The organism is Thermoproteus thermophilus (assembly GCF_055392855.1).
Genome location: NZ_AP042466.1, coordinates 1,504,425 through 1,525,348 on the forward strand (window position 1 = coordinate 1,504,425; position 20,924 = coordinate 1,525,348).

At 60.6% G+C, this 20,924-nt stretch carries 22 protein-coding genes; 13 read left to right on the forward strand and 9 right to left on the reverse strand.

The genetic code is table 11. The features are described 5' to 3' along the window. The first annotated feature begins 78 nt into the window (after positions 1-78). Complete coding sequence (locus ACZ5PA_RS08710; RefSeq protein WP_464931242.1) at positions 79-1,104, forward strand: RAD55 family ATPase; 1,026 nt, start codon at positions 79-81, stop codon at positions 1,102-1,104. On the opposite strand, the gene ACZ5PA_RS08715 is transcribed toward ACZ5PA_RS08710, so the two are convergent. After that, entirely contained in the window at positions 1,101-1,238 is a 138-nt protein-coding gene (locus tag ACZ5PA_RS08715; RefSeq protein WP_464929949.1) for a hypothetical protein, read from the reverse strand. The genes ACZ5PA_RS08710 and ACZ5PA_RS08715 overlap by 4 nt on opposite strands. A 126-nt stretch (positions 1,239-1,364) precedes the next feature. On the opposite strand from ACZ5PA_RS08715, the gene coaBC reads away from it, so the two are divergent. Then, positions 1,365-2,573 (forward strand): bifunctional phosphopantothenoylcysteine decarboxylase/phosphopantothenate--cysteine ligase CoaBC, encoded by a 1,209-nt coding sequence (gene coaBC / locus ACZ5PA_RS08720; RefSeq protein ID WP_464929950.1) that lies wholly within the window; start codon positions 1,365-1,367, stop codon positions 2,571-2,573. Further along, positions 2,570-2,758, forward strand: coding sequence for a hypothetical protein (locus ACZ5PA_RS08725; RefSeq protein WP_464929951.1), 189 nt, complete (start codon positions 2,570-2,572; stop codon positions 2,756-2,758). The genes coaBC and ACZ5PA_RS08725 overlap by 4 nt, the downstream gene beginning before the upstream one ends. On the opposite strand, the gene ACZ5PA_RS08730 is transcribed toward ACZ5PA_RS08725, so the two are convergent. Continuing rightward, a complete protein-coding gene (locus ACZ5PA_RS08730) occupies positions 2,742-4,967 on the reverse strand; it encodes an elongation factor EF-2 (RefSeq protein WP_464929952.1) in 2,226 nt (741 codons plus the stop codon). The genes ACZ5PA_RS08725 and ACZ5PA_RS08730 overlap by 17 nt on opposite strands. A 122-nt stretch (positions 4,968-5,089) precedes the next feature. Here ACZ5PA_RS08730 and ACZ5PA_RS08735 point away from each other — a divergent pair, with 122 nt between their 5' ends. Beyond that, on the forward strand, positions 5,090-5,386 hold the full coding sequence (locus ACZ5PA_RS08735; protein WP_464929953.1) for a hypothetical protein: 297 nt from the start codon (positions 5,090-5,092) through the stop codon (positions 5,384-5,386). Here ACZ5PA_RS08735 and carA read toward each other — a convergent pair. Next, positions 5,367-6,401: a glutamine-hydrolyzing carbamoyl-phosphate synthase small subunit gene (carA, locus tag ACZ5PA_RS08740; protein WP_464929954.1), complete on the reverse strand. Its 1,035-nt coding sequence runs from the start codon at positions 6,399-6,401 to the stop codon at positions 5,367-5,369. The two genes, ACZ5PA_RS08735 and carA, sit on opposite strands and share 20 nt — an antisense overlap. Before the next feature lie 98 nt (positions 6,402-6,499). On the opposite strand from carA, the gene argH reads away from it, so the two are divergent. Next, entirely contained in the window at positions 6,500-7,777 is a 1,278-nt protein-coding gene (argH, locus tag ACZ5PA_RS08745) for an argininosuccinate lyase (RefSeq protein WP_464931243.1), read from the forward strand. 58 nt (positions 7,778-7,835) lie between these two features. Beyond that, positions 7,836-8,639, forward strand: a complete 804-nt coding sequence (gene lysX / locus ACZ5PA_RS08750) for a lysine biosynthesis protein LysX (protein WP_464929955.1) — start codon at positions 7,836-7,838, stop codon at positions 8,637-8,639. Here the strand turns inward: lysX and pheS are convergent. The 3 genes from pheS to ACZ5PA_RS08765 form a co-directional block, all read right to left on the reverse strand. Beyond that, positions 8,636-10,114 carry a phenylalanine--tRNA ligase subunit alpha gene (gene pheS / locus ACZ5PA_RS08755; RefSeq protein WP_464929956.1) on the reverse strand — a complete coding sequence of 493 codons (1,479 nt, stop codon included), beginning with the start codon at positions 10,112-10,114 and terminating at the stop codon, positions 8,636-8,638. The genes lysX and pheS overlap by 4 nt on opposite strands. Before the next feature lie 38 nt (positions 10,115-10,152). Then, a complete protein-coding gene (locus ACZ5PA_RS08760; protein WP_464929957.1) occupies positions 10,153-10,392 on the reverse strand; it encodes a ribbon-helix-helix domain-containing protein in 240 nt (79 codons plus the stop codon). A gap of 161 nt (positions 10,393-10,553) precedes the next feature. Further along, the gene (locus ACZ5PA_RS08765) at positions 10,554-11,966 is read right to left on the reverse strand and encodes a V-type ATP synthase subunit B (protein WP_464929958.1); all 1,413 of its coding nucleotides are present in this window, start codon (positions 11,964-11,966) and stop codon (positions 10,554-10,556) included. Between the two features lie 48 nt (positions 11,967-12,014). Between ACZ5PA_RS08765 and ACZ5PA_RS08770 the strand changes: the two genes are divergently transcribed. Next, positions 12,015-12,872, forward strand: a complete 858-nt coding sequence (locus ACZ5PA_RS08770; RefSeq protein ID WP_464929959.1) for an NAD(P)-dependent oxidoreductase — start codon at positions 12,015-12,017, stop codon at positions 12,870-12,872. Here ACZ5PA_RS08770 and ACZ5PA_RS08775 read toward each other — a convergent pair. After that, positions 12,867-13,298: a hypothetical protein gene (locus ACZ5PA_RS08775; protein ID WP_464929960.1), complete on the reverse strand. Its 432-nt coding sequence runs from the start codon at positions 13,296-13,298 to the stop codon at positions 12,867-12,869. The genes ACZ5PA_RS08770 and ACZ5PA_RS08775 overlap by 6 nt on opposite strands. A gap of 78 nt (positions 13,299-13,376) precedes the next feature. Here ACZ5PA_RS08775 and ACZ5PA_RS08780 point away from each other — a divergent pair, with 78 nt between their 5' ends. After that, complete coding sequence (locus ACZ5PA_RS08780) at positions 13,377-14,075, forward strand: transcriptional regulator (RefSeq protein WP_464929961.1); 699 nt, start codon at positions 13,377-13,379, stop codon at positions 14,073-14,075. On the opposite strand, the gene speE is transcribed toward ACZ5PA_RS08780, so the two are convergent. Both speE and ACZ5PA_RS08790 read right to left on the reverse strand, forming a co-directional pair. Continuing rightward, positions 14,062-14,958, reverse strand: coding sequence for a polyamine aminopropyltransferase (speE, locus tag ACZ5PA_RS08785; RefSeq protein ID WP_464929962.1), 897 nt, complete (start codon positions 14,956-14,958; stop codon positions 14,062-14,064). The genes ACZ5PA_RS08780 and speE overlap by 14 nt on opposite strands. Before the next feature lie 29 nt (positions 14,959-14,987). Next, the gene (locus tag ACZ5PA_RS08790) at positions 14,988-16,694 is read right to left on the reverse strand and encodes a S9 family peptidase (RefSeq protein WP_464929963.1); all 1,707 of its coding nucleotides are present in this window, start codon (positions 16,692-16,694) and stop codon (positions 14,988-14,990) included. A gap of 80 nt (positions 16,695-16,774) precedes the next feature. Between ACZ5PA_RS08790 and ACZ5PA_RS08795 the strand changes: the two genes are divergently transcribed. From ACZ5PA_RS08795 to fen, 5 genes are read left to right on the forward strand one after another with little or no spacing between them, the layout of a single operon-like run. Beyond that, entirely contained in the window at positions 16,775-16,972 is a 198-nt protein-coding gene (locus ACZ5PA_RS08795) for a zinc finger domain-containing protein (RefSeq protein ID WP_464929964.1), read from the forward strand. A gap of 34 nt (positions 16,973-17,006) precedes the next feature. Next, entirely contained in the window at positions 17,007-17,285 is a 279-nt protein-coding gene (locus ACZ5PA_RS08800; protein ID WP_464929965.1) for an elongation factor 1-beta, read from the forward strand. Between the two features lie 51 nt (positions 17,286-17,336). Continuing rightward, positions 17,337-19,529, forward strand: a complete 2,193-nt coding sequence (locus ACZ5PA_RS08805; protein ID WP_464929966.1) for a CDC48 family AAA ATPase — start codon at positions 17,337-17,339, stop codon at positions 19,527-19,529. After that, positions 19,526-19,762 carry a hypothetical protein gene (locus ACZ5PA_RS08810; protein WP_464929967.1) on the forward strand — a complete coding sequence of 79 codons (237 nt, stop codon included), beginning with the start codon at positions 19,526-19,528 and terminating at the stop codon, positions 19,760-19,762. Before ACZ5PA_RS08805 ends, ACZ5PA_RS08810 begins: the two co-directional genes overlap by 4 nt. 25 nt (positions 19,763-19,787) lie before the next feature. Next, on the forward strand, positions 19,788-20,828 hold the full coding sequence (fen, locus tag ACZ5PA_RS08815; protein WP_464929968.1) for a flap endonuclease-1: 1,041 nt from the start codon (positions 19,788-19,790) through the stop codon (positions 20,826-20,828). Positions 20,829-20,924: the final 96 nt, after the last annotated feature.

Genomic DNA, 20,924 nt, shown 5'->3' on the forward strand with positions numbered 1-20,924 from the left:
GATATAAAGGTTGGAAGCCGCGGCCGTCGGCACACCGCAAGGAATATAAAGCCAAGAGCGTAATCCTTCGTGGACTTCATGGCGGATCTGCTGACGGGCTCCACAATGATCTACGGACCTCCGGGCAGCGGGAAGACCTCTTTCGCCCTCCGCTTGGCCTCGATGGCTAAGGGCAAAGTCCTCTGGGTGTCCACGAACGAGGACGAGGATTTCTTCAACAAGCTCCTCGACAGACTGAACACTACGCGCACGAAGTTCCACTTCCTACACTTCCCTCGATCTTTTCGCGAGAACATAGCGAAGTACGTCCTGGAGCACGTGGGGGAGTACGACGCGCTCGTGGTGGACTCCGTAAACGGCATGGTGGGCCCGGGAGGGGATCTGGCCGGTTTCTTCCACACCACGCTTTATCAAGTATCGCGGAATATGCCGGTGATAGCCGTGGCCGAGACGCCGAACAAGGGGCTACAATACGTCGTGGACCACGTGGTGAAGGTGTGGTACAAGGTGAACTCAGTAGGCCACGTCATAAGGTATATACAGCTCGTTAAGTCCAGGAAAAGGCCTCCTAGCCCTCGCTATATCTTCGACATAGTGGAGGGCGTGGGCCTCGTTTGGATCTCGCCAGTGGACGTGCCCGCTGAGGGGACCACCGAGGGAATAGCCATCGAGGACGAGAAGTTCAAGGTCGTCGCGTTCAAGGGGGCCGAGATCGGCATGTTCTCGGCCGACGAGTCCCTACTCGCGCAGAGGGTCCAAGAATTCCTAAACGACGAGCGCTCCTATTTAGTGGTCCTCTCCCCTGTGAGCATAGCCAGGAGGCTCGTCGCGCCGCCTGGAAGGGTCGTGGCGGCTAGGACGTTTAGTACATTAATGAAGTTCCTCGCGGATCTGGTAAGGGGGAAAATAACGCCTAAATATATCGTCGTGACGGGACTAGTCCCGTTGGAGAACATCGCGCCCGGCGACTTGTTTGACTACATAGCCGTGGTGGGAGCGATGGCTCAATACGCGGAACTGACCATAATAGCCGACGTGGCCGATCCGGAGGCGATCAAGAAAAAGCACGTCTATCAAGCCATGAACGAAAACGTGATCCTTTAGGCAATGCCGACACCAACGTTTGTGCCAGTCGGCTTCACGACGCCGACGACGGCCAACGCCAGAGCGACGGCCAGTATGCCGCTTTGTATTATCTTCAACATAGTTCTTTTAGTGTTTAGTTCTACCGCCTTCATGTGCTTTTAAATTCCTTAATTAGTATCACAATAAAATAACTTATAAAATAGTTTTCTTTTTTCTTCACATTACGGCCACAAAATATTAGCGACGGCGATGTTTTTAACTGATGCCTCCTCGAGACGGTGGCCGAGGTCGAGCCCATTAGATATTCGTATTCGCGTTTGCTGGCCGGCAAATCGGTCGCCCTAGTCGTCACGTCGGGGGTGTCGTTGTATAAGTCGATAGACCTCGCCCGCCTCTTGATCAGACATGGCGCCGACGTCACGGCCGTGCTCTCGGCCAAGGCCGCGCGTCTGGTGAGCCCGGAGCTCTTCAGGTGGGCCACGGGGAGGAGGCCTGTGTATAAGCTGACAGGGAGGGCCGAGCACATATCGATCTGCGCCAAGGCCGATATCCTGGTGGTCGCCCCCGCCACGGCCAACACTATAGCCAAGGCGGCCCTTGGCGTAGCCGACGGGGTGGCAACCGCGTGTATACACGCCGCGTTGGGCGCAGGCGCCCGCGCCGTGTTCGTCCCGACGATGAACTCGGCCATGTGGCGCAACCCGGCTCTACAAGAGGCGATATCGCGCCTCAAGTCCTGGGGCGTAATGGTCGTGGAGCCCAAGATGGAGGAGGGCAAGGCCAAGTACCCCGAAGTTGAGGAAGTCGCCGAGTCTGTCATAGACGCCTCGGCCCCGCGCGATATGTCGGGGCTCAAGGTCTTAGTCACGGCGGGTCCCACCCACGAGCACATAGACGATATTAAGTATATATCAACGCCGAGCTCCGGCCTGACTGGTATATACTTCGCCCGCGAGGCGGCCGCGAGAGGCGCCGAGGTGGTGCTCGTCGCGGGCCCCGGCGTTAGGCCGCCTCCGAACGTCAAGGCGATCCCCGCCACCTCGGTCCTCGACATGTACAAGGCGGTCGTCGAGCTTGCCCCCTCGCAGGACCTCATGGTCTTCGCGGCGGCGCCCCTGGACTTCTACGTGGCCGAGAGGGCCTCCGGCAAGATAAGCAGCGACCTCGCCGAGTACGTCGTGAGGCTCTTGAGGGCGCCCAAGATAGCGGCGGAGGCCAGGAGGCTCAACCCGAGGGCCGTGATAATCGGCTTCAAGGCAGAGCACGACGTGCCCGAGGAGGAGCTCTTGCGCAGGGCCAAGGCCAGGATGGAGGAAGGCGGCTGGGACCTCGTCTTGGCCCACGACGTCTCCAAGCTGGGCTTCGGCACTCTTCAAGACCAGTACATAGTCATATATAGCGACGGGAGGACGGAGAGGCTGGGCCCCGCCCACAAGAGGGAGTTGGCCCGCGCGGTCTTGGACCGCGCCTTGGCGTTGAGGAGATGAAATACATCGCCGTGGTGTGCCCGCGGTGCGGAATGGCGAGCGCCGCGAGGGCGGGCGCCAAGAGCCACGGGTGCCCCTTCTGCGGGGCCAAGGTAGACTTGGAAAAAGCCGTCGTGATAGCCTCGGGCTCGGCCGAGGAGGTCAGAAAAGCGGTGGCGCGCTACAACTCTAGTAGGACTCGATGAAGTCGGTCGGCTTGGGTATCTCCTCCTTCAGCCCTTTCCTCTTGCGTATCTGTTTCACTAAGTCCAACAACATCGTCTCGGGCACTGGCGACCATCTGGAGAACTGCATGGACCAGAACACCTTCCCCGCCGCGGCGGCGCGGAGCTCGTCGCTTATCGTGAAGGACTCGAGCACAGGCAGCTCCGCCCTTATCATGGCCATGTACTCCTCCTGCGCCAAGTCCAGTATCTTCCCCCTGTGTTTGTTGAGCACAGAGGTCACGGCCCCGATGTAGTCTGGGTGGACCTTGATGTCCAGCTTGAGCACGGGCTCCAGGAGGGTCGGCTTAGCCGAGAGTATCGCAGCGAATATGGCGTTCTTCGTCGCCGGCATTATCTGGGCGGGGCCGCGGTGGGCCGGGTCCTCGTGGACTATGGCGTCGGTCAAGACCACCTTGAGCCCTCTTATCGGCTCTTGCGCCAAGGGCCCGGCCTCGGTGGTCCAACGGAAGCCTTGCACTATGTAGTCCCTGATCTCGCGCAAGTACTGGATGCCGGAGGTCTTGTCCACGAGCACGTTGAAGTAGCGGTCGTCTATGGCCCATATGCCTCTGGCCTCGTCCGTGTCCCAGCCGGCCTTCTCCCTCAACACCTTGGCCCTCTCCCTCGGGTCCATGTCCTCCGTGACCTCCCTCGTGGCTATCAACTCGATGGTGGTCTCGTCGAGGGGCTCCACGTAGAAGTACAAGCGGTTGTGCTTGTTGGGCGACTTGCCCTCGAACACGTCAGACCTAGCCCTCACCGCCTCGCGGAACCTTATCAAGGGCTGGGACACCGTGAACTCTATCTTCGTCCTCTCCTTGAGTAGCCATGTGGCGATCTCCAAGTGCAACGTGCCCACGCCGGACAACAATATCTGGCCGGTCTCTTGGTCTATCTTGACGTCCAGCGTCGGGTCCTCTATCACTTGCTCCTTCAACGCCTCCACGAGCCTGGCCAAGTCGGCGGGGTTCTTGGGCTCTATGGCCACCGTGACCACGGGCTCCGAGATGTACCGCATGCGCTCGAAGGGCGGGATCTTGTCGGAGAAGTTGGTCGCGACGATGGTGTCGCCCGCCCTCGCGTCGTCGGTGCCCAAGAGCGCCACTATATTGCCGGCGGGCATGTAGGGGACGACGATGCGGGACGGGCCCATGTATATATAAGTCTGGAGGACCTTGCGCTTGGACTTAGCGCCGATTATGTAGACCTCGTCGCCCTCCCTTATGGTGCCCGAGAAGACGCGGCCCGTGGTTATGAGGCCGGCGTGCGGGTCCACGTTGACCTTGCTCACCGCTATCACCGTGGGCCCGTTGGGGTCCGCCTCGAGGAGCGCCTTGCCCACATCGCTGTTCAAGTCGCCTCTCCAGAGCCTCGGTATTCTGTACTTCTGCGCCACGTTGGGCGGCGGTATGTGCTCGATTATCATGGACAAGAGCGTCTTGTAGAGCGGGTACTCCTCGGCCAGCTTGTCCACATAGCCCTTCTCGTAGGCGTCTACTATGTTGCTGAACTTGAGGCCGGTCTTCTGGGCTAGGGGTATCGTGATGCCCCATTTATGCAAGGCGGAGCCCAAGGCCACTTGCCCTTTGCCCGGATCGACCTTCCAGGCGTCCTTGAACTCCGGAGGCGCGAACATCTCGATAAGGGAGTTGAACTCTTTAACTATAGTTAATATCCTCTGCATTATCTCTTGCGGCGAAAGCCTGAGCTCTTTTATGAGGCGATCTATTTTATTTATAAAGAGCACGGGCCTGACGTACTCCTCTAGGGCTTGCCTCACCACGGTCTCCGTCTGGGTCATTACGCCCTCCACGGCGTCCACCACCACGAGGCCGCCGTCCATGACCCTCAACGACCTCGTCACGTGCCCCGTGAAGTCCACGTGGCCTGGGGTATCGACGAAGTTTATGAGATACGGCTTGCCGCCGTACTCGAAGTAGAGCGATATGTTCGCGGCCTTCACCGTCATCTGCCTCAGCTGTTCTATCTCAACGTAGTCCATGGCCAACGCCCTGCCGGCCACTTTCGGCGAAAGGAGGCCGGCGCCCATCAACAACGAGTCCGACGTGGTGGTCTTGCCGTGGTCCACGTGTGCCAGAGTTCCCGCGTTTCGTATCTGGGCCGGGTTCTTGGCTATGGCCAATATCTCGTCCAACTGCTTTTCAACTATCCTGACAACGCTGGACATGGCCGTCTTTTTGCCATACCTTTAAATCTTTATAGGCGAGCGGGGCGCGCGCCGTCGAGCACGTCTAGCCGGATCCTTTAAGACTAACGCAAAAGTTTTATGTAACTCTTGATCAGACAAATATGTGCCTCACCAAGGAGCTCCTCGTCCGCGCCTACTCCTCGTTGGATTACACCTTGAGGTTCCTCATACATTTCAGGTCCGTGACGATGTTGGGGTATCCGTTCGACAAGGTGTTGGTGGAGGAGCCCTGGCGCGCCTACGAGGTCCTCGAGAAGTTGATAGGGATCCATAACACCGATATAATCATCTCGCTCTGGTCCTCTTGGCTCAAGAAGAACGGGTGCCAGCTGGGCCCGGAGGCTCTAAAACGCTATCTAACCGACAAATCGGCTTGGCCTACCGATTCACGATTTTGAGGAACTTGTCGAAGACCCATGTGGTGTCGCGGGGGCCGGGCCCCGCCTCTGGGTGGAACTGCGTCGTCAAGATGGGCTTTTCCGGATGGTATAGGCCCTCGACGGTCCCGTCGTCTGGCTGGACCGCCCACGGCCTAAGCCCGCTGTCGCCCGGCCTTACCGCGTAGCCGTGGTTGTGCGTTGTTATGTACGTCTTGCCGGTGAACGCCAAATCCCTCACGGGCTTGTTGGACGCGCGGTGGCCGAACTTGAGCTTGTAAAGCTCCGCGCCGAGCGCCTTCGCCACTAGTTGGTGGCCTAGGCAGATGCCCATCACGGGCAGGCCCATCTCGACGGCCGCCTTGACGCCCTCCGCCACGCGGTCGAATAGGTTGGGGTTCCCGGGGCCGGGCCCGAAGAGCACTGCGTCGCACCTCAAGGCGAGGTCCCACCTAAGGCACGGCACTCTCAACACCCTCACGCCCCTCTTGACTAGCTCCTTGAGTATGCTCCTCTTGACCCCGCAGTCCACGACGCCGATGCAGATCCTCCCGTCGCCGAGCTCCTCCGGCTCCTTCGGCGATACCATCAAGGCGTAGGGCACTTCGTCGTATCTCGGCGATCTCCTCAACCTCTCCAAGAGCTCCTCCGGCGGCTCTTGGCCGACCGCCCCCATCATGACGCCGTGTTCCCTCAACTTGAGCACCAAGGCCCTGGTGTCCACGCCCTCGATGCCCGGGACTCCGCTGGCCTTGAGCCATTCGTCCAAGGACATGACGGCCTTATAGTGGCTGGGCCGAGTGGCCTCGTACACCACCACGGCCTCGGCCTTCGGCCCGTCCGACTCGAACTGGTCCTCGGACACGCCGTAGTTGCCTATTAGGGGATGCGTGAAGACCAAGATCTGCCCCTTATAGCTCGGGTCCGTTATGGACTGGGGATATCCGACCACCGAGGTCGTGAAGACCACCTCGCCCACAGCCGTCTTATCGGCCCCGAACGCCTTCCCTTTTAGGACGGTGCCGTCCTCGAGCACTAGGTAGGCCCTATGGTTCGCCCCTGCGACATCGCCAGCTGGACATTTGAAGTATATAAGTTTTTCGCGGGAATATTTTTTTGGAATTCCCTACTTCCATGGCCCTATATAGGCAATGGATAGGCGGTAGGAGCGACGTGGTCTCCTCGTACACCTCCAGCATACAAGACGACGCGGAGATAGCGGAGGAGGTAATAGCCGTGATGAGGGCGCACGTGGCGCATCTAGTGGAGAGGGGGCTCGTGCCGAAGGAGGACGGAGAGGCCATACTCAAGGCCTTGGAGGAGGCCGACGCCGAGGACCTCCTCAAGCCGGGCTACGAGGACGTCCACGAGGCCCTCGAGGACTACCTCATAAAGAAGGCGGGCCCCCGCGGCGGATGGGTAGGGCTCGGCCGTAGCAGGAACGACCACGTGGCCGCCGCCATAAGGCTTAGGCTCCTCCGCCATATAGACGCGTTGAGGGCCTCGGCCGAGCGCCTCATGTGCACAGCCGCGCGCCGCGCCGTCGAGTACGCCGATTGCGTCATGCCGTCGTTCACGCATTTCCAGCCCGCCCAGCCGATCACCTTCGGCCACTACCTCTTGGCCCTCCACGAGCTCCTCTCGGACCTCGTAGCGGCCCTAGCCGCCGTGAGGCCTATAGTCGACAAATCGCCGTTGGGCTCCGGCCCCTCCGGCGGGACCTCTGCCCCTTTGGATAGATCCCGGCTGGCCGAGTTGGCCGGCTTCGGAGGCGTCGTCGAGAACACGTTGTACGCCTCGTCCAGCCGCTTCTTCGCCAGCTTGGCCGCCTCGGCCGTGGCCTCGGCCCTCGTCGAGCTCTCTAGGTTCGTGGACGACTTAATAGCTTGGTCGAGCCCCCTCGTAGGCTACGTAGAGCCCCCGCCGGAGCACGTCTCGACGAGCAGCATAATGCCCCACAAGAGGAACCCGGTCACCTTGGAGGTGTTGCGCGCCCGCATATCGGAAGCCGTTGCCGACGCCTTGGCCTTGTTGGCGGTGCAGGAGAAGATAGGCTACGGCTACAGCCTCGACCTACAAGAGGCCACGCGGCATTTGTGGCGGGTCTTCAAGACCGCGGAGGAGGGGCTGGAGGTCCTCGGAGGTTTTCTGGAGGGCATGAAGTTCCGTTGCGATAAGGCCTATCAAGACGCGTCTAAATTCCCCACCACGTCGTCGGACGCGGCGGAGAGGATGGCGCTTTCGGGGACCCCCTTCAGAGAGGCCTACTTCAAAGTGGCCGAGGCCGTCAAGGGCGGCTCCGCGCAGTTGCCGGACCCCAAGGAGGCGGTCAAGAGGCCCGTGTTGGGCTCCCCGGACCCCGACGCGGTTAGGAAATCGGCTGTGGATAAGCTCGCCAAATGTCAACATTAAGCTTAAAAAGACGAGCCCTCTCGAGGGCGATGTCGGGGAAATAGACCTCGTCTACGACTTGTTCAGGCTCGACGAGCGTCTGCTCGTCGATGCCCTCAAGAAGCGCGGCGCCTCCGTGAGGCTCGTCAACGCGGAGGATTTGGCCGCGCCGGACGGCCTAGGCCGAGTGGGGCTCATCAGAGTGGCCGGGAGGTCCAAGGTCCTCCCCTTGGCGCACACGTACGAGGCCGCGGGGGGCATCTCCATAAACTCGGCCCATTCCCTCTACGTCTCCCACGACAAGTACCTCACGTACTTAGCGCTCAAGCGCGCTGGCGTCCCGACGCCTAAGACCGTCTTGGCCTTCGGGCTAGGGCCTGCGCTCAAGGCGGCCGAGGAGCTGGGCTACCCCGTCATAGTCAAGCCCACGGACGGCTCTTGGGGCAGATTGGTCAACTTGGCCAAATCCCCCGAGGACCTCGCCGCTATAGTAGAGCACAAGAGGCACTTGGAGCCCTCCATGCAGGAGTTCTTGGTGCAGGAGTACGTGGAGAAGCCGGGGAGGGACATCCGCGTCACCGTAGTGGCGGGCAGAGCCGTCGCTGCCATATACCGTATCGCCTCTAACGATTGGCGCACCAACACGGCTAGGGGCGGCAAGGCGGAGCCCGCCCCCATCGACTCCGAGTTGGAGGAGATCTCCGCGAAAGCCGCCGAGGCCGTCGGGGCCCTCTACGCCGGCGTGGACGTGGTCGAGTCCAAGGAGGGCTACAAGGTGCTCGAGGTCAACGGCGTTCCCGAGTTCAAGAACGTGCAGAGGGTGACTGGAGTGGACGTGGCCGGCGCCATAGCGGCGGCGGTCTTAGAGGCGGCGCGGCGCTAGAGCGTGAACCTCCCGCCGACGGATCCCACGGTCCTCTTGAACGCGCTCCATCTGCGGTAGTACTCGGCCAACTTCTCCGGATCGACCGTGAAGAGGTCCCTTATATCGTCGATGCCCAAGAGTATCATGGCCACTCTGTCGAGGCCCCACCCCCACGCCAACACTCTGCTCTTCTCCACGCCGAGAGGCCTCGTGACCTCCGGCCTGAAAATCCCTGCTCCTCCGAACTCCACCCAGCCCAGCCTCGGGTGCCTCGCGTAGACCTCCACCGAGGGGGACGTGAAGGGGAAATACGCCGGCTTGAACTTGACCTCCTCCATGCCCAAGGCCTTTGCTATCTGCTCGAGCTGGCCGAGCAAGTGCTTGAAGGAGAGCCCAGGGCCCACCACTATCCCGTCCAGTTGGTGGAACTCGACGTTGTGCTTCGCGTCGATGTGCTCCGGCCTGAAGACCCTCCCGATGGAGAACACCTTATAGGTCCCCTCGCCCCTCTCGGCGAGCGCTCTGATGGTCGTCGCCGTGGTCTGGCTGCGCAGGACCAAGCCCAACGCCTTCTCGCGGCTCCATTTATAGCCCCAGCCCGCCTCGTGCTCTCCGCCCACCCTCTCCATGAGCTCCTCGGGAGGGGGTTCGGGCATGGGGCCCTCCCACTTCACGAAGAACGTGTCGTGGACCTCTCTGGCCGGGTGGTCCTGGGCTTGGAAGAGGGCGTCGAAGTTCCAGAACTCGTACTCGAGGATAGGCCCCCTCACCTCCTCGAACCCCAGCCCCACCATGACCTCCCTCACGTAGTTCAAGAACTCTTGGAAGAAGTGGGGCACCGGCGCAGGCGCGGGCGGGACCTCCACGGTGACGTCTATGGGCTTGAGGACCACCTCTCTCCAAGCCCCGCTTTTGAGGTCCTCGGAGGTCAACGTCGTCTTCATCTGGACTACCCTCAACGAAGAGGCGTCGACCAAGCTCTTGATGTATATCTCGGTCCTCGTCGACTTCTTGACCAGCTTACGCCTCAAGAACTCCTGGAGCGCCTCGGGCGACGCGGATCCCCCCGACGCCAGCGCGGAGAGCTGCCTTTGCCTCTCCTCGAGTATTCTGAGGACCCTCTCGACCTCCTCCTTGCCAGCCTCTATCCTATTGCCGCGCGGCCTCAGCCCGAGCCTCGCCAAGTTCGTCAACGCTATCCTCCCCTCTTGGGTGTCGGGCGCCTCGACCACGCACATCTCGCCGCATTTGGCGGCCCTCAAGAGGGCCAGCTCGGGGAGGCCCTCCCTCGCGTATTTGAGCCCCTCCTCGGTCAACTCGTACACCTCCACGGGCTTGCGCTCGACCTCCAGAAGGCCCCTCGCCCTTAGGGACTCCACGTACCTCATGAGGTCCTCCGGCCTCGCCCCGACCTCTGCAGCGACCTCCCTCAAGTTCTTGACCCGCTCTGCGGCTTTCAATACTGCGTATTCTATCGGCGAGACCAAGGCCACGGCTAAAACTGGGCGGATTAATAAGAATTAGGCGGAGGCTAACGGCCTGTTAAAACCTCGATCTCCTCTCCCTCGTCTTGCACCTCCTCGACGACTTGTTGTTTTGGAGTCGGCTTTAGGGACTCCTTGTAGAGCAACTCCCTTATAGCCGCCCTTATGGCCTCGGAACGATTGGGGTATATGCCCTTCCTGACGAGCTCGTCGAGCTCTTCCAACATCCTCTTGGGGACGTGCACGGATATCAGCGCCATCTTCTCCTGCCCCTTATTCTTGGGCATGGACTAAGGAAGAGGGGCGTTTATATCGGTCTCCCAGGTAATACTTCGATATTCCTATCGCCGACGTCGGCCGCTTCCGCGCGGTGGGCCCTCCCCGACGCTCGTCCGCCTCGAGGCCGCTCCCGGATCGCCCTCGGGAGGACGACGCGTTGCGGAAAACCTCAGAGCCGTACCGACTCGAATATGTGTTTGCGGTAGTACTTAGCCGTTATCTCCGGCCTGGCGTTAGTCAGCTCGTCCTCAGGCAGTATGGAGAGCACGTCCCAGCCAATCTCCAAGGTCTCCTCGAAGGTGCGCCTCTCGTAGACGCCTTGTTTGACGAACTTCTGCTCGAAGGCGTCTGCGAAACGGAGGTAGCGCCTCTCGCGCCAGCCCAAGTTGCGCTCGCCGACCAACGTGGCCAAGCTCCTTATCTCCAAGGCGCGGCTGTAGGCCGCTATGAGGGTGTTGGCGACGTCTTTGTGGTCCTCGCGGGTCTTGCCCTCGCCTATTGCGTCCTTGGCCAGACGGCTCAACGACATTATTATATCGAAGGGCGGGTAGATGCCCTTGCTCCACATGGATCTGCTCAACACCAGCTGGCCCTCGGTGATATACCCCGAGAGGTCCGGTATCGGGTGGGTTATGTCGTCGTGCGGCATGGTGAGAATGGGGAACTGCGTGACCGAGCCCTTCCTGCCCTTGGCCCTCCCCGCGCGCTCGTATATACTGGCCAAGTCGGTGTACATATAGCCGGGGTACCCGCGCCTGCCGGGCAGCTCGCCCTTCCCCGACGACAACTCGCGGAGGCCCTCGGCGTAGTTCGTCATGTCGGTCATCACGACGAGGACGTGGTAGCCCAAGTCCCACGCCAAGTACTCCGCTATGGTCAAGCCGATGCGCGGCGCCAAGATGCGCTCGGACACCGGGTCGGAGGCTAGGTTTATCACGGCCACGGCCCTCCTCAAGGCGCCGGTCTTCCTGAACTCGTCCATGAAGTACATGGCCTCCTCGCTCCTGATGCCTATGCCCACGAAGACCACGGCGAATCCCTCCTCGCTGCCCCTGACCGCGGCTTGCCTCACCACTTGCGCCGCCATGATGTTGTGGGGTAGGCCCGTGCCGGAGAATATGGGCAGTTTCTGCCCCCTCACCAAGGTGTAGAGCCCGTCTATCGCCGATATGCCGGTCTCTATGGGCTCCTCCGGGTACTCTCTGGCGTATGGGTTCAAGGGCTCGCCGTTGATGTCCCTGAAGTCTTGCGGCGGGGGCAACGGCATGTGGTCGCGGGGCTGGCCCTTACCGTCGAGTATACGGCCTATGAGCTCCTCGCTGACCCCGAGCGTGTAGGTCTTGCCGTAGAACCTAACAGTGGAGCCCTTGGCGGGCAACCCCAGAGTTGGGCCCAGCACTTGCACGACGGCGTAATCGGTGCCAACCTCTATGACTTGGACGCGCCTCGGCTCGCCGTCGGGCCCCACGACCTCGCCCAACTCGCCGTAGGCCACTCCCCTGGTCTTTTCTATGACCAACAAAGGCCCTTTGACCTCCCTGACGGTGCTGTACGAAACTACTGGTTGAGGAGCGCCGAGCATATAACCGCGTTGTCACCACTTTTTATATATTCTATTGGTATATTACATATGCGGGTCGGCTTCGTGGGCTTGGGCATTATGGGAGCCCCTATGGCCATGCACCTGCACAAGGCCGGGTTCCTGGTCGCCGTCTATAACAGGACTAGGTCCAAGGCCGAGCCCTTCGCGAAGCTGGGGGTGCACGTGGCCGAGTCCCCGGCCGAGCTGGCGAGGGCCGTGGACGTCGTCATCGTCATGGTCTCCGACGGGCCCGATGTAGAGCAAGTGCTCTTCGGTCCCAAGGGCGTCGTGGAGGGGGCTAGGCCCGGCCAAGTGGTGGTGGACATGTCCACCAACTCGCCCGAGTGGGCGAGGCGTTTCGCCGAGAGGCTCGCCAAATACGGAGTGGACTTCTTGGACGCGCCCGTCACGGGCGGCCAGAAGGGGGCCCAAGAGGGGGCCTTGACCGTGATGGTCGGCGGGAGCGAGGAGGCGTTCAAACGCTTGTTGCCGGTGTTCAAGGCCTTCAGCAAGAGGGTGATCTACGCAGGGCCCGTGGGCTTCGGCCAAGCCATGAAGCTCGTGAACCAAGTAGTGGTGGCCCTCAACACGGTGGCCATGGTGGAGGGCTTGAGGCTCGCCAAGGCCTTGGGCCTCGACATGGAGAAAGTCGCGCAAGTCCTAGCCGAGGGCGCCGCCAGGTCGGGCTCCATAGAGCTATACCTCCCCAAGCTCTTGAGCGGCGATCTGAGCCCCGGCTTCAAGGCCGTGCATTTGAAGAAGGACTTGGCCTACGCCATGGAGTTAGCCCATAGGGCCAACTTATCGATGCCGGCGACGGCACTCGCGTTGGAGCTTTACAAGAGGATGGTGGAGAAAGGGATGGGCGAGCTGGGGATACACGCCCTCGGGGAGGCCTACCTATAGGGTGAACTCCACCATGCCGCTGGTGGCCCCCTCGGCCAACACGTCGTCCTCCAGCTCTATGTAGTACAACACCTTGGCCGTGTACACGTAGTTGTTCCCCTCCTCTCCGCTCGGGCTTTTGGGTATCCTGGCCTCCATGACGGCCCTGCCCTTGGTCTGCCCGGCTTTGAGGAAAGGCACCTCGAGGCTGGCCTTGACCTCGTCGCCTGACGTGTCGGCGCTCCACTTCTTCTCGCCGAGCTCTAGGCCGTAGTCCGAGGCGTACATCTGCATGAGCTTGTTGAAGTTGCTCCCTGACTCGTCTAGCACTAGGCTCAACCCGCTCTCCCTCGGCCACCGCTCCAGCCTCCTGAGCCTGGCTTGTTCGTCGGCGGTCTTGGAGATCCTGATGGGGACCTCGACGGCCCTCTCGTAGACCCTGTACATGCCCCCCGGTGCGTCGCGATATATATCGTTTCCGTCCCCTTGAGCCAAAACTTTAAATTCGCGGAGGCGGGCCTCGTGGTGTCTCTGGACAAGTACATATCGGCCGTGAGGGCCGTTATCGCCAAGGAGCTCGTCAAGAAGGGGTTCTCCGTCAACGAGACGGCTAGGCTCCTCGGCGTTACTGCGGCGGCCGTATCGCTATATGCCAGCGGCAAGAGAGGCGGCGAACTTGCGGCGAGGATAGAGGCGGACGAGAGGGCTATGTCGATAATCAAGTCCTACGTGGACGCCATAGCCGAGGGAGGGAGCAAGGCCGTGTTGGACCTCACGGACTTGGCGCAAGCGGTCAAGAACGTCTTCGAGGCGCCGAGCGCCGCGGGGGTCGACGTCATGTTGTTGATAATGGAGAGGGTAAAGCTGGAGCAAGAGACGGCCAATAGGAGCATGGCGTTGGCCTACAAGGCCGCCAACCCCCTCGTGAGGGCCCTCTTCATGCAGATAGCCATGGACAGCCTCCGCCACGCCGAGATCCTCACTACGATATTGGACTACCTCTCCGGGAGGATAAAAGCCGACGAGATGGCCTTAACGCAAGAGGAGTTGGAGGAGATCTCGCGCGAGGAGAGAGGCATGCGGGAGAGCCTAGCCGCCCTCTCGAGCATAGAGGACCCCTTGGTCAGGGCGTTGCTCAAGTCCATAGAGTTCGACGAGCTCAAACACTACGAGCTGGTCAAGGCGTTAATGTCGGCGAGGCCGAAGAGGGCTAGGCCCTCTTGAATCGCTTGTACACGGGTAAGTTCATCAGGGCGACGTGGGTTCTGCCGGAGTAGAAGAGCGTCGAGACCCCCCTGTCCGCTAGCCTTTTGTCCACCTCCTCCGCCGTCAAGGTCCTGGGATCCACGACGTCGCTGCCCAACACGAAATTAACGGCGTAGCCGAAAGAGGGGATCCACGCGGTGTACTCCACGACGATCTTGAAGTTGGCCAATACGTTGCGCAACACCGATTCGTACTCCTCCTCGAAGAAGAAGCTGCTGCCCGCTTGGGTCACGAAAACGCCGCCGTCCGCCATCACTCCCTTCACCTTCTTCAAGAACTGGGCCGAGTAAAGCCCTTGCGCTATCTCTGGGCCGTAGGGGTCTGTCAAGTCCATCACCACGACGTCGAACTTCTCGCCGCGCGCCAACGCCTCCTCTACGTACTTCGCGCCGTCCATTATCAACACCTTGGCTCTGGGATCCTCGAAGGCCCCTTGGTGCATCGCCGGCAAGTACTCCTTTGCGGCCTCGACGACCTCTCCATCGATGTCGACCATGACGGCCTCGGCCACGGTCTTGTGCTTGAGCGCTTCCCTCAAGGCAGCCCCCTCGCCTCCGCCCAATATGAGCACCCTTCTCGGCGATGGGTGGGCCACCATGGCGGGGTGTATCAAGGACTCGTGATAATAGGGCTCGTCCGCGTAGGTGGACTGAATAAAGCCGTCCAGGACGAGGGCCCTCCCGAAGTCGACCGTGTCTATCACGGCGAGTTCTTGGTACTTGGTCCTCTTCATGAGCCTAATGCCCTCTATCTGCATGGCCAAGGACGTGTGCCACGAGACCGTCTCCACCCAGACGGGCCTAATGGCGGACACGAGCTCTTTCCCCCTCTGCGCGATCATGGAGGCGGGGGCGCGTCGGCTTAAAAGAGTTATCGGCCCAGGTGGGCCTTCACGAACTCGACCACCTCGCCGTATATCCTCGGCCTAACCGCAGACGAGAAGACGTGGCCCTCGCCCTCCAAGCGCCGGTACTCCACGGCCTTCCCCAGCTCCTTGAGCCTCGCCACCAGCTGGTCGGCCTCATATACGGGGACCCTCACGTCGTTGACGCCGTGTATTACCAGGAGAGGCGCCGATATCTTGTCGACGTAGGTTATGGGGCTCAGCCGGGCCAACAACTCCTTGTCCTCCAGCTTGCCGTACTCGGCCTCCCTATGGCGCCTCCTCCACGGAGCCGTCCTCTCGAGGAACGTGGCCAAGTTGACTATGCCGGCCATCTCGACGCCGCATGCCCAATCGTCGGGGTAGAGGGCCAACGACATCAAGGTGAGATACCCGCCGTAGCTACCTCCCATCACGCACGGCTTGCCGGCCACGAGCCCTCGCCCCGCCAGCCACTCGAGGGTCTCGTGGACGTCCCTGACGGCGTTTAGCCTATTGCCCCAGTCGTCCAGCTTGACGTACGTCTTGCCGTATCCGGTAGACCCTCTGAAGTTCGGCGCGACTACCATGTAGCCGATTCTGACCAAGAGCTGGACCAAGGGGTCGAAGTTGGGCCTAGCTTGGCTCTCCGGCCCTCCGTGGAGCAAAAACGTCGTCTTGTAGGGAGGCGGGGATTGGGGCTTGTACAAGAGCACGGGGATCTCCACGCCGTCGCTGGCCTTGAACCTCGCGGCCTCCGGCACTGCGTTTTTCGACATATCCACGCCGTATTTCGGCAGATCCGTCAAAGCCCTTATCTCCCCCGCGTATACGAAGACCTCGTGCCCCACGCGGGGGCCGGACAAGGAGAAGACCAATTTGCCGTAGCGCCAGCTCAAGTAGGTCACCACGCCGGGTGGCATCGCCAACTTGTACGACAATCCGCTGGGCAGATGCATTACGTAGAGGCCCGAGTAGCCGTCTTCGTTAACGGCGTAGGCCATGTAGTTGCCCCACACGTCGAACATCTCTATTTCCCGATCCAGCTGGACGAGCTGTTTAGCCTCCCCCTTTCCGAGGTCCATGACGGCTATCCCGGCGTATTCGGACCACTTGTTAGTTATGTAGGCAATTCTGCCGTTGCCCAAACACTTAGGCATGGCGTTTAACTCCTCGCCCGAGTGTTTGGTCAAGTTCTTGACCTCGCCCTTCGATACCAGATAGACGTCCCCGTCGCGGCTAGACTCGGAGTGTTGCACCAATATCCCCTCGTCGCACCAATCAGTAGCCGCGTTTATCCCTTGTAGCTCCGCGACCTTTCTGCTGGAGGTCCCGTCGTAGACGTACAAGGAGAAGTCCTCGGGCCTCTCGGCCGTGGAGGTGTAGGCCAGCTGGGAGCCGTCGGGGCTCCAGGCGCCTAGGTTGTTGAAGCCCTCGGTCGACACCTCGGCCACGGAATCCCCCTCGACTGTGTAGATCCTCCACCGCTCGTCGCCCCCGACGTCGGCCGCGAAGGCGATTTTGCCCTTAGGGGACACCGCGAAGCCCCCTATTCGTCCCTCCCACGGGAAGAACACGTCGTGTTTCCTCCCGTCGTAGCGCCAAATCAAGTACTGCCCCGTCAAGTCCGAGAGGTAGTAGATGGAGCCGTCGGGTCCGGCCGCGGGCGCTATCGCGTTTTTTATCGACAACAACCTGGCCGCCAACAGATCCATGAGGCGGGGTTGCAGAGCTGGTAATAAAGCTTGTCCTCTCTCGGCGCAATGGATTTAAACACCCCAAGTCGAGTCGGGGCATGTCGATAAGAGGCGCCAAGATATACGGCCCATCGCCGCCGAGCGACACGACGACGAACTGGACCTTGGCCCCGCTGGAGCGCGGCGTGGAGTTCGTGTGCCCCAACTGCGGCCGCTCCACGATCATCAGGAGCTACAAGGCGAGGAAGCTGGGCGTGCGCTACAAGTGCCCTGTCTGCGGCTTCGAGGGGCCTTAGGCAAAATTTTTAAAGGCTCAATAGAACGGGGCCCATGTCGGCGGAGGTGGCCTTGGTCTATAGGGTATTGCCCGATAGCGCCGAGGTGGATCTGGCCAAGCTCAAACAAGACATAAAGGGGAGGCTAGAGCCCAAGTACAAGGTGGACAAGATAGAGGAGGAGCCCATAGGCTTCGGCATAACTGCGCTCAAGGTCTACATAAGGCATCCAGAGTCCGACGAGTACACCTCCGACGAGGTAGAGGAGCTCCTCAGATCGGTCCAAGGAGTCGGCAACATAGAGCTGGAGTACTTCTCGAGGCTGGGCTTCTAGCCCTCGAAGGCTCCGGGATGTAGCTTTTTATAGACGTATGGCCTCAAGCGCGTGAGCTGGATAGAGCTCAGAGTAGCCGAAAGCAAGGCCCGCGACGCCAATAGGCCCATAGTCCGTATAGATCCCGACGTCATGGAACGCGCCGGCATAATGGTGGGCGACGTGGTCGAGATAGTCGGGAGGAGGAGGACAGCCGCCAAGGTCTGGAACGGCCTCCCCGAGGATCGCGGGAAGGGGATAATCCGTATGAACTCCATATTGAGGAAGAACGCGGACGTCTCCCTCAACGAGAACGTCAAGGTGAGGAAGGTCGAGCCCAAGCCGGCCCAGTCGGTGAAGCTCGCGCCAGTGTCCATGACCATAGCGGTGGACGCGAACTTCCTCCAGTACATAAAACAAAGGCTGAGGGACTACGTAGTCGTGGAGGGCGACGTGTTGCAGATCTATGTGTTGAGCCAGCCGTTGACCTTCCAAGTCGTGCAGGCGCGTCCCGCCAACGCAGTCTTGCTCATAACCGACGACACGCAGATACAGCTCTACGAGAAGCCGGTCTCGGGCGTCAAGATCCCCCCTGTCACTTGGGAGGACATAGGCGATTTGGAGGAGGCCAAGCAGAAGATAAGGGAGTTGGTCGAGCTGCCCCTCAGACACCCCGAGCTGTTCAAGCACTTGGGCATAGAGCCTCCCAAGGGCATATTGCTCTTCGGCCCTCCGGGCACCGGCAAGACCTTGTTGGCCAAGGCCGTGGCCAACGAGGCCAACGCCTACTTCATAGCCATAAACGGGCCCGAGATAATGTCCAAGTACTACGGCGAGTCGGAGGCCAAGTTGAGGGAGATATTCGAGGAGGCCAAGAAGAACGCCCCCGCCATAATCTTCATAGACGAGATAGACGCCATAGCTCCCAAGAGGGAGGAGGTCACGGGCGAGGTGGAGAAGAGGGTGGTGGCCCAGCTCTTGACCCTAATGGACGGGCTACAGGAGAGGGGGCAGATAGTGGTCATAGGCGCCACCAATAGGCCAGACGCCGTGGATCCCGCCTTGAGGAGGCCGGGGAGGTTCGACAGGGAGATCTGGATCAACCCGCCCGACTTCAAGGGGCGTTTGGAGATACTCCAAATACACACCCGCAACATGCCCTTAAGTCCCGACGTGGATCTCAGAAAATTGGCCGAGATGACCCACGGCTACACCGGCGCGGACATAGCCGCGTTGGCTAAGGAGGCCGCTATGAGGGCCTTGAGGAGGGCCATACAAGGCGGCATCGTCGACCTCAACCAGCCCACGATACCCGCCGAGTCCTTGGAGAAGATAAAGGTGACCATGCAAGACTTCCTCGAGGCGATGAAGGAGATCGTGCCGTCGGCGCTCCGCGAGATACACATAGAGGTGCCCAAAGTCCGCTGGAAGGACGTCGGAGGCCTCTCGGAGGTCAAACAAGAGTTGAGGGAGGCCGTCGAGTGGCCCTTGAAGTACCCGCAATTGTTCAAGAAATTCGGCTTGAGGCCGCCCAAGGGCATATTGCTCTTCGGCCCTCCGGGCACCGGCAAGACCTTGTTGGCCAAGGCCGTGGCCACGGAATCCGGCGCCAACTTCATAGCCGTGAGGGGGCCCGAGATATTCTCCAAATGGGTCGGCGAGTCGGAGAAGATGATACGCGAGATATTCCAGAAGGCGAGGATGGCCGCGCCTTGCGTGGTCTTCATAGACGAGATAGACGCGTTGGCGTCGGCGAGAGGGCTAGGCGCCGACTCCTTCGTCACAGAGCGCGTAGTCGCCCAGCTCTTGGCGGAGATGGACGGCGTGAGGACTCTCGAGAACGTAGTGGTCATAGGCGCCACCAATAGGCCCGACCTCGTGGACCCCGCCTTGTTGAGGCCCGGCAGATTCGACCGCATAATATACGTGCCTCCGCCTGACTTCAGAGCTAGACTCGACATATTCCTCATACATACCCGCAACGTGCCCTTGGCCAAGGACGTAGACCTCGAGGAGCTGGCCAGGAGGACCGAGGGCTACTCGGGGGCCGACATAGAGCTGGTGGTGAGGGAGGCCACGTTCATGGCGTTGAGGGAGGATATAAACGCCAAGGAGGTCGCCATGAGGCACTTCGAGGCGGCGCTCAACAAGGTCAAGCCGTCCATAACGCAAGATATGCTCAAGTTCTACGAGAGCTGGCTGGAGAGGGCCAGGCAGCTGCAGACCGCCGCCAAGGCCAAGGCGACTCCGCCGCTTTATCTATGAAAAACATAATCGTAGCCTTGGTCAACGACGTCCTCGAGACGATGTACAAGCTGAAGAAACAAGAGGTCGTCACGTCCGACGAAATAATGGACTTCCTCAAAAGGGCTAGGCCCGATATAACCGAGGCGGAGCTGAGGAGGGCCTTGATGGTCCTCGAGCTCTACGGAAAGGTGTACGTGAGGAGGATAACTAAAGGAGGCAGGGAGTTCTACCAAGTCTCCCGAAGGCACTGATTTAAATATCCGGGCCCTCGACAACGTGGGAGTCACGGAGCTGGGCAAGCTCATACCGCAAGAGGCGAAGCTCGAGGTCAAGCTGGAGCAGCTGGCCGGGCGGGTGGTGGCCCTCGACGCCTACAACGCCCTATATCAATTCCTAGCCTCTATAAGACAACCTGACGGCACCCCTCTCATGGACAGCAGAGGCAGAATCACGAGCCACCTCAACGGCCTTTTCTATAGGACTATAAACCTAGTCGAGGCAGGGGTCAAGCCCGTCTACGTCTTCGACGGGAAGCCCCCTGAGCTCAAGAGGGCCGAGATAGAGGCCAGGAGGGCCGCCAAGGAGAAGGCCAAGGAGCATATGGAGAGGGCCGCCGCCGAGGGGAAGGCCGAGGAGGTCGCGAAGTACGCCAAACGCGCTATTTACGTGACCGACGCGATGGTCGAGGACGCCAAGGCGCTCTTGACGGCTATGGGCATACCTTGGGTCCAAGCGCCGAGCGAGGGAGAGGCCCAAGCAGCCCATATGGCCGCTAAGGGATCTGCGTGGGGGGCCGGTAGCCAGGACTACGACTCCCTTCTTTTCGGGGCCCCCCGCCTCGTGAGGAACCTCGCAGTCTCCCCGCGGCGTAAAATAGGCGAGGAGTACGTCGAGGTCTCGCCCGAGTTGATAGAACTAGACAGGGTGTTGAAGGCCTTGAGGCTCAAGTCGAGGGAGCAGCTCATAGACATCGCCATACTCATCGGCACCGACTACAACCCGGACGGAGTGCCGGGGATAGGGCCTCAGAAGGCGTATAAGATAATCCTCGAACACGGCTCCTTGGAGAACGCCTTGAGGACAGTCCTAAAGGGCGTCAGGTGGCCCGTGGACCCGCTCGAGATCAAGAGGTTGTTCCTCAACCCACCTGTCACAGATCAGTACAAGGTTGAGTTCAGAGAGCCCGACGAGGGCAAAGTGTTGGAGATACTCGTGGAGGAGCACGACTTCAGCAGAGAACGCGTCGAGAAGGGGCTGGAGCGCTTGAGGCGAGCGCTTGGCAAGGCCAAGAGCTCGTCGCTCGACGCGTTCTTCTAGCAATAAGCTAGTTATCTAGAAATATTACGCCGATAATGTCCCTCCTCTCGCGCTAAGCCGGTCGAGCTAACGCCTCCCGCAAGAGCTGCGTGAGAT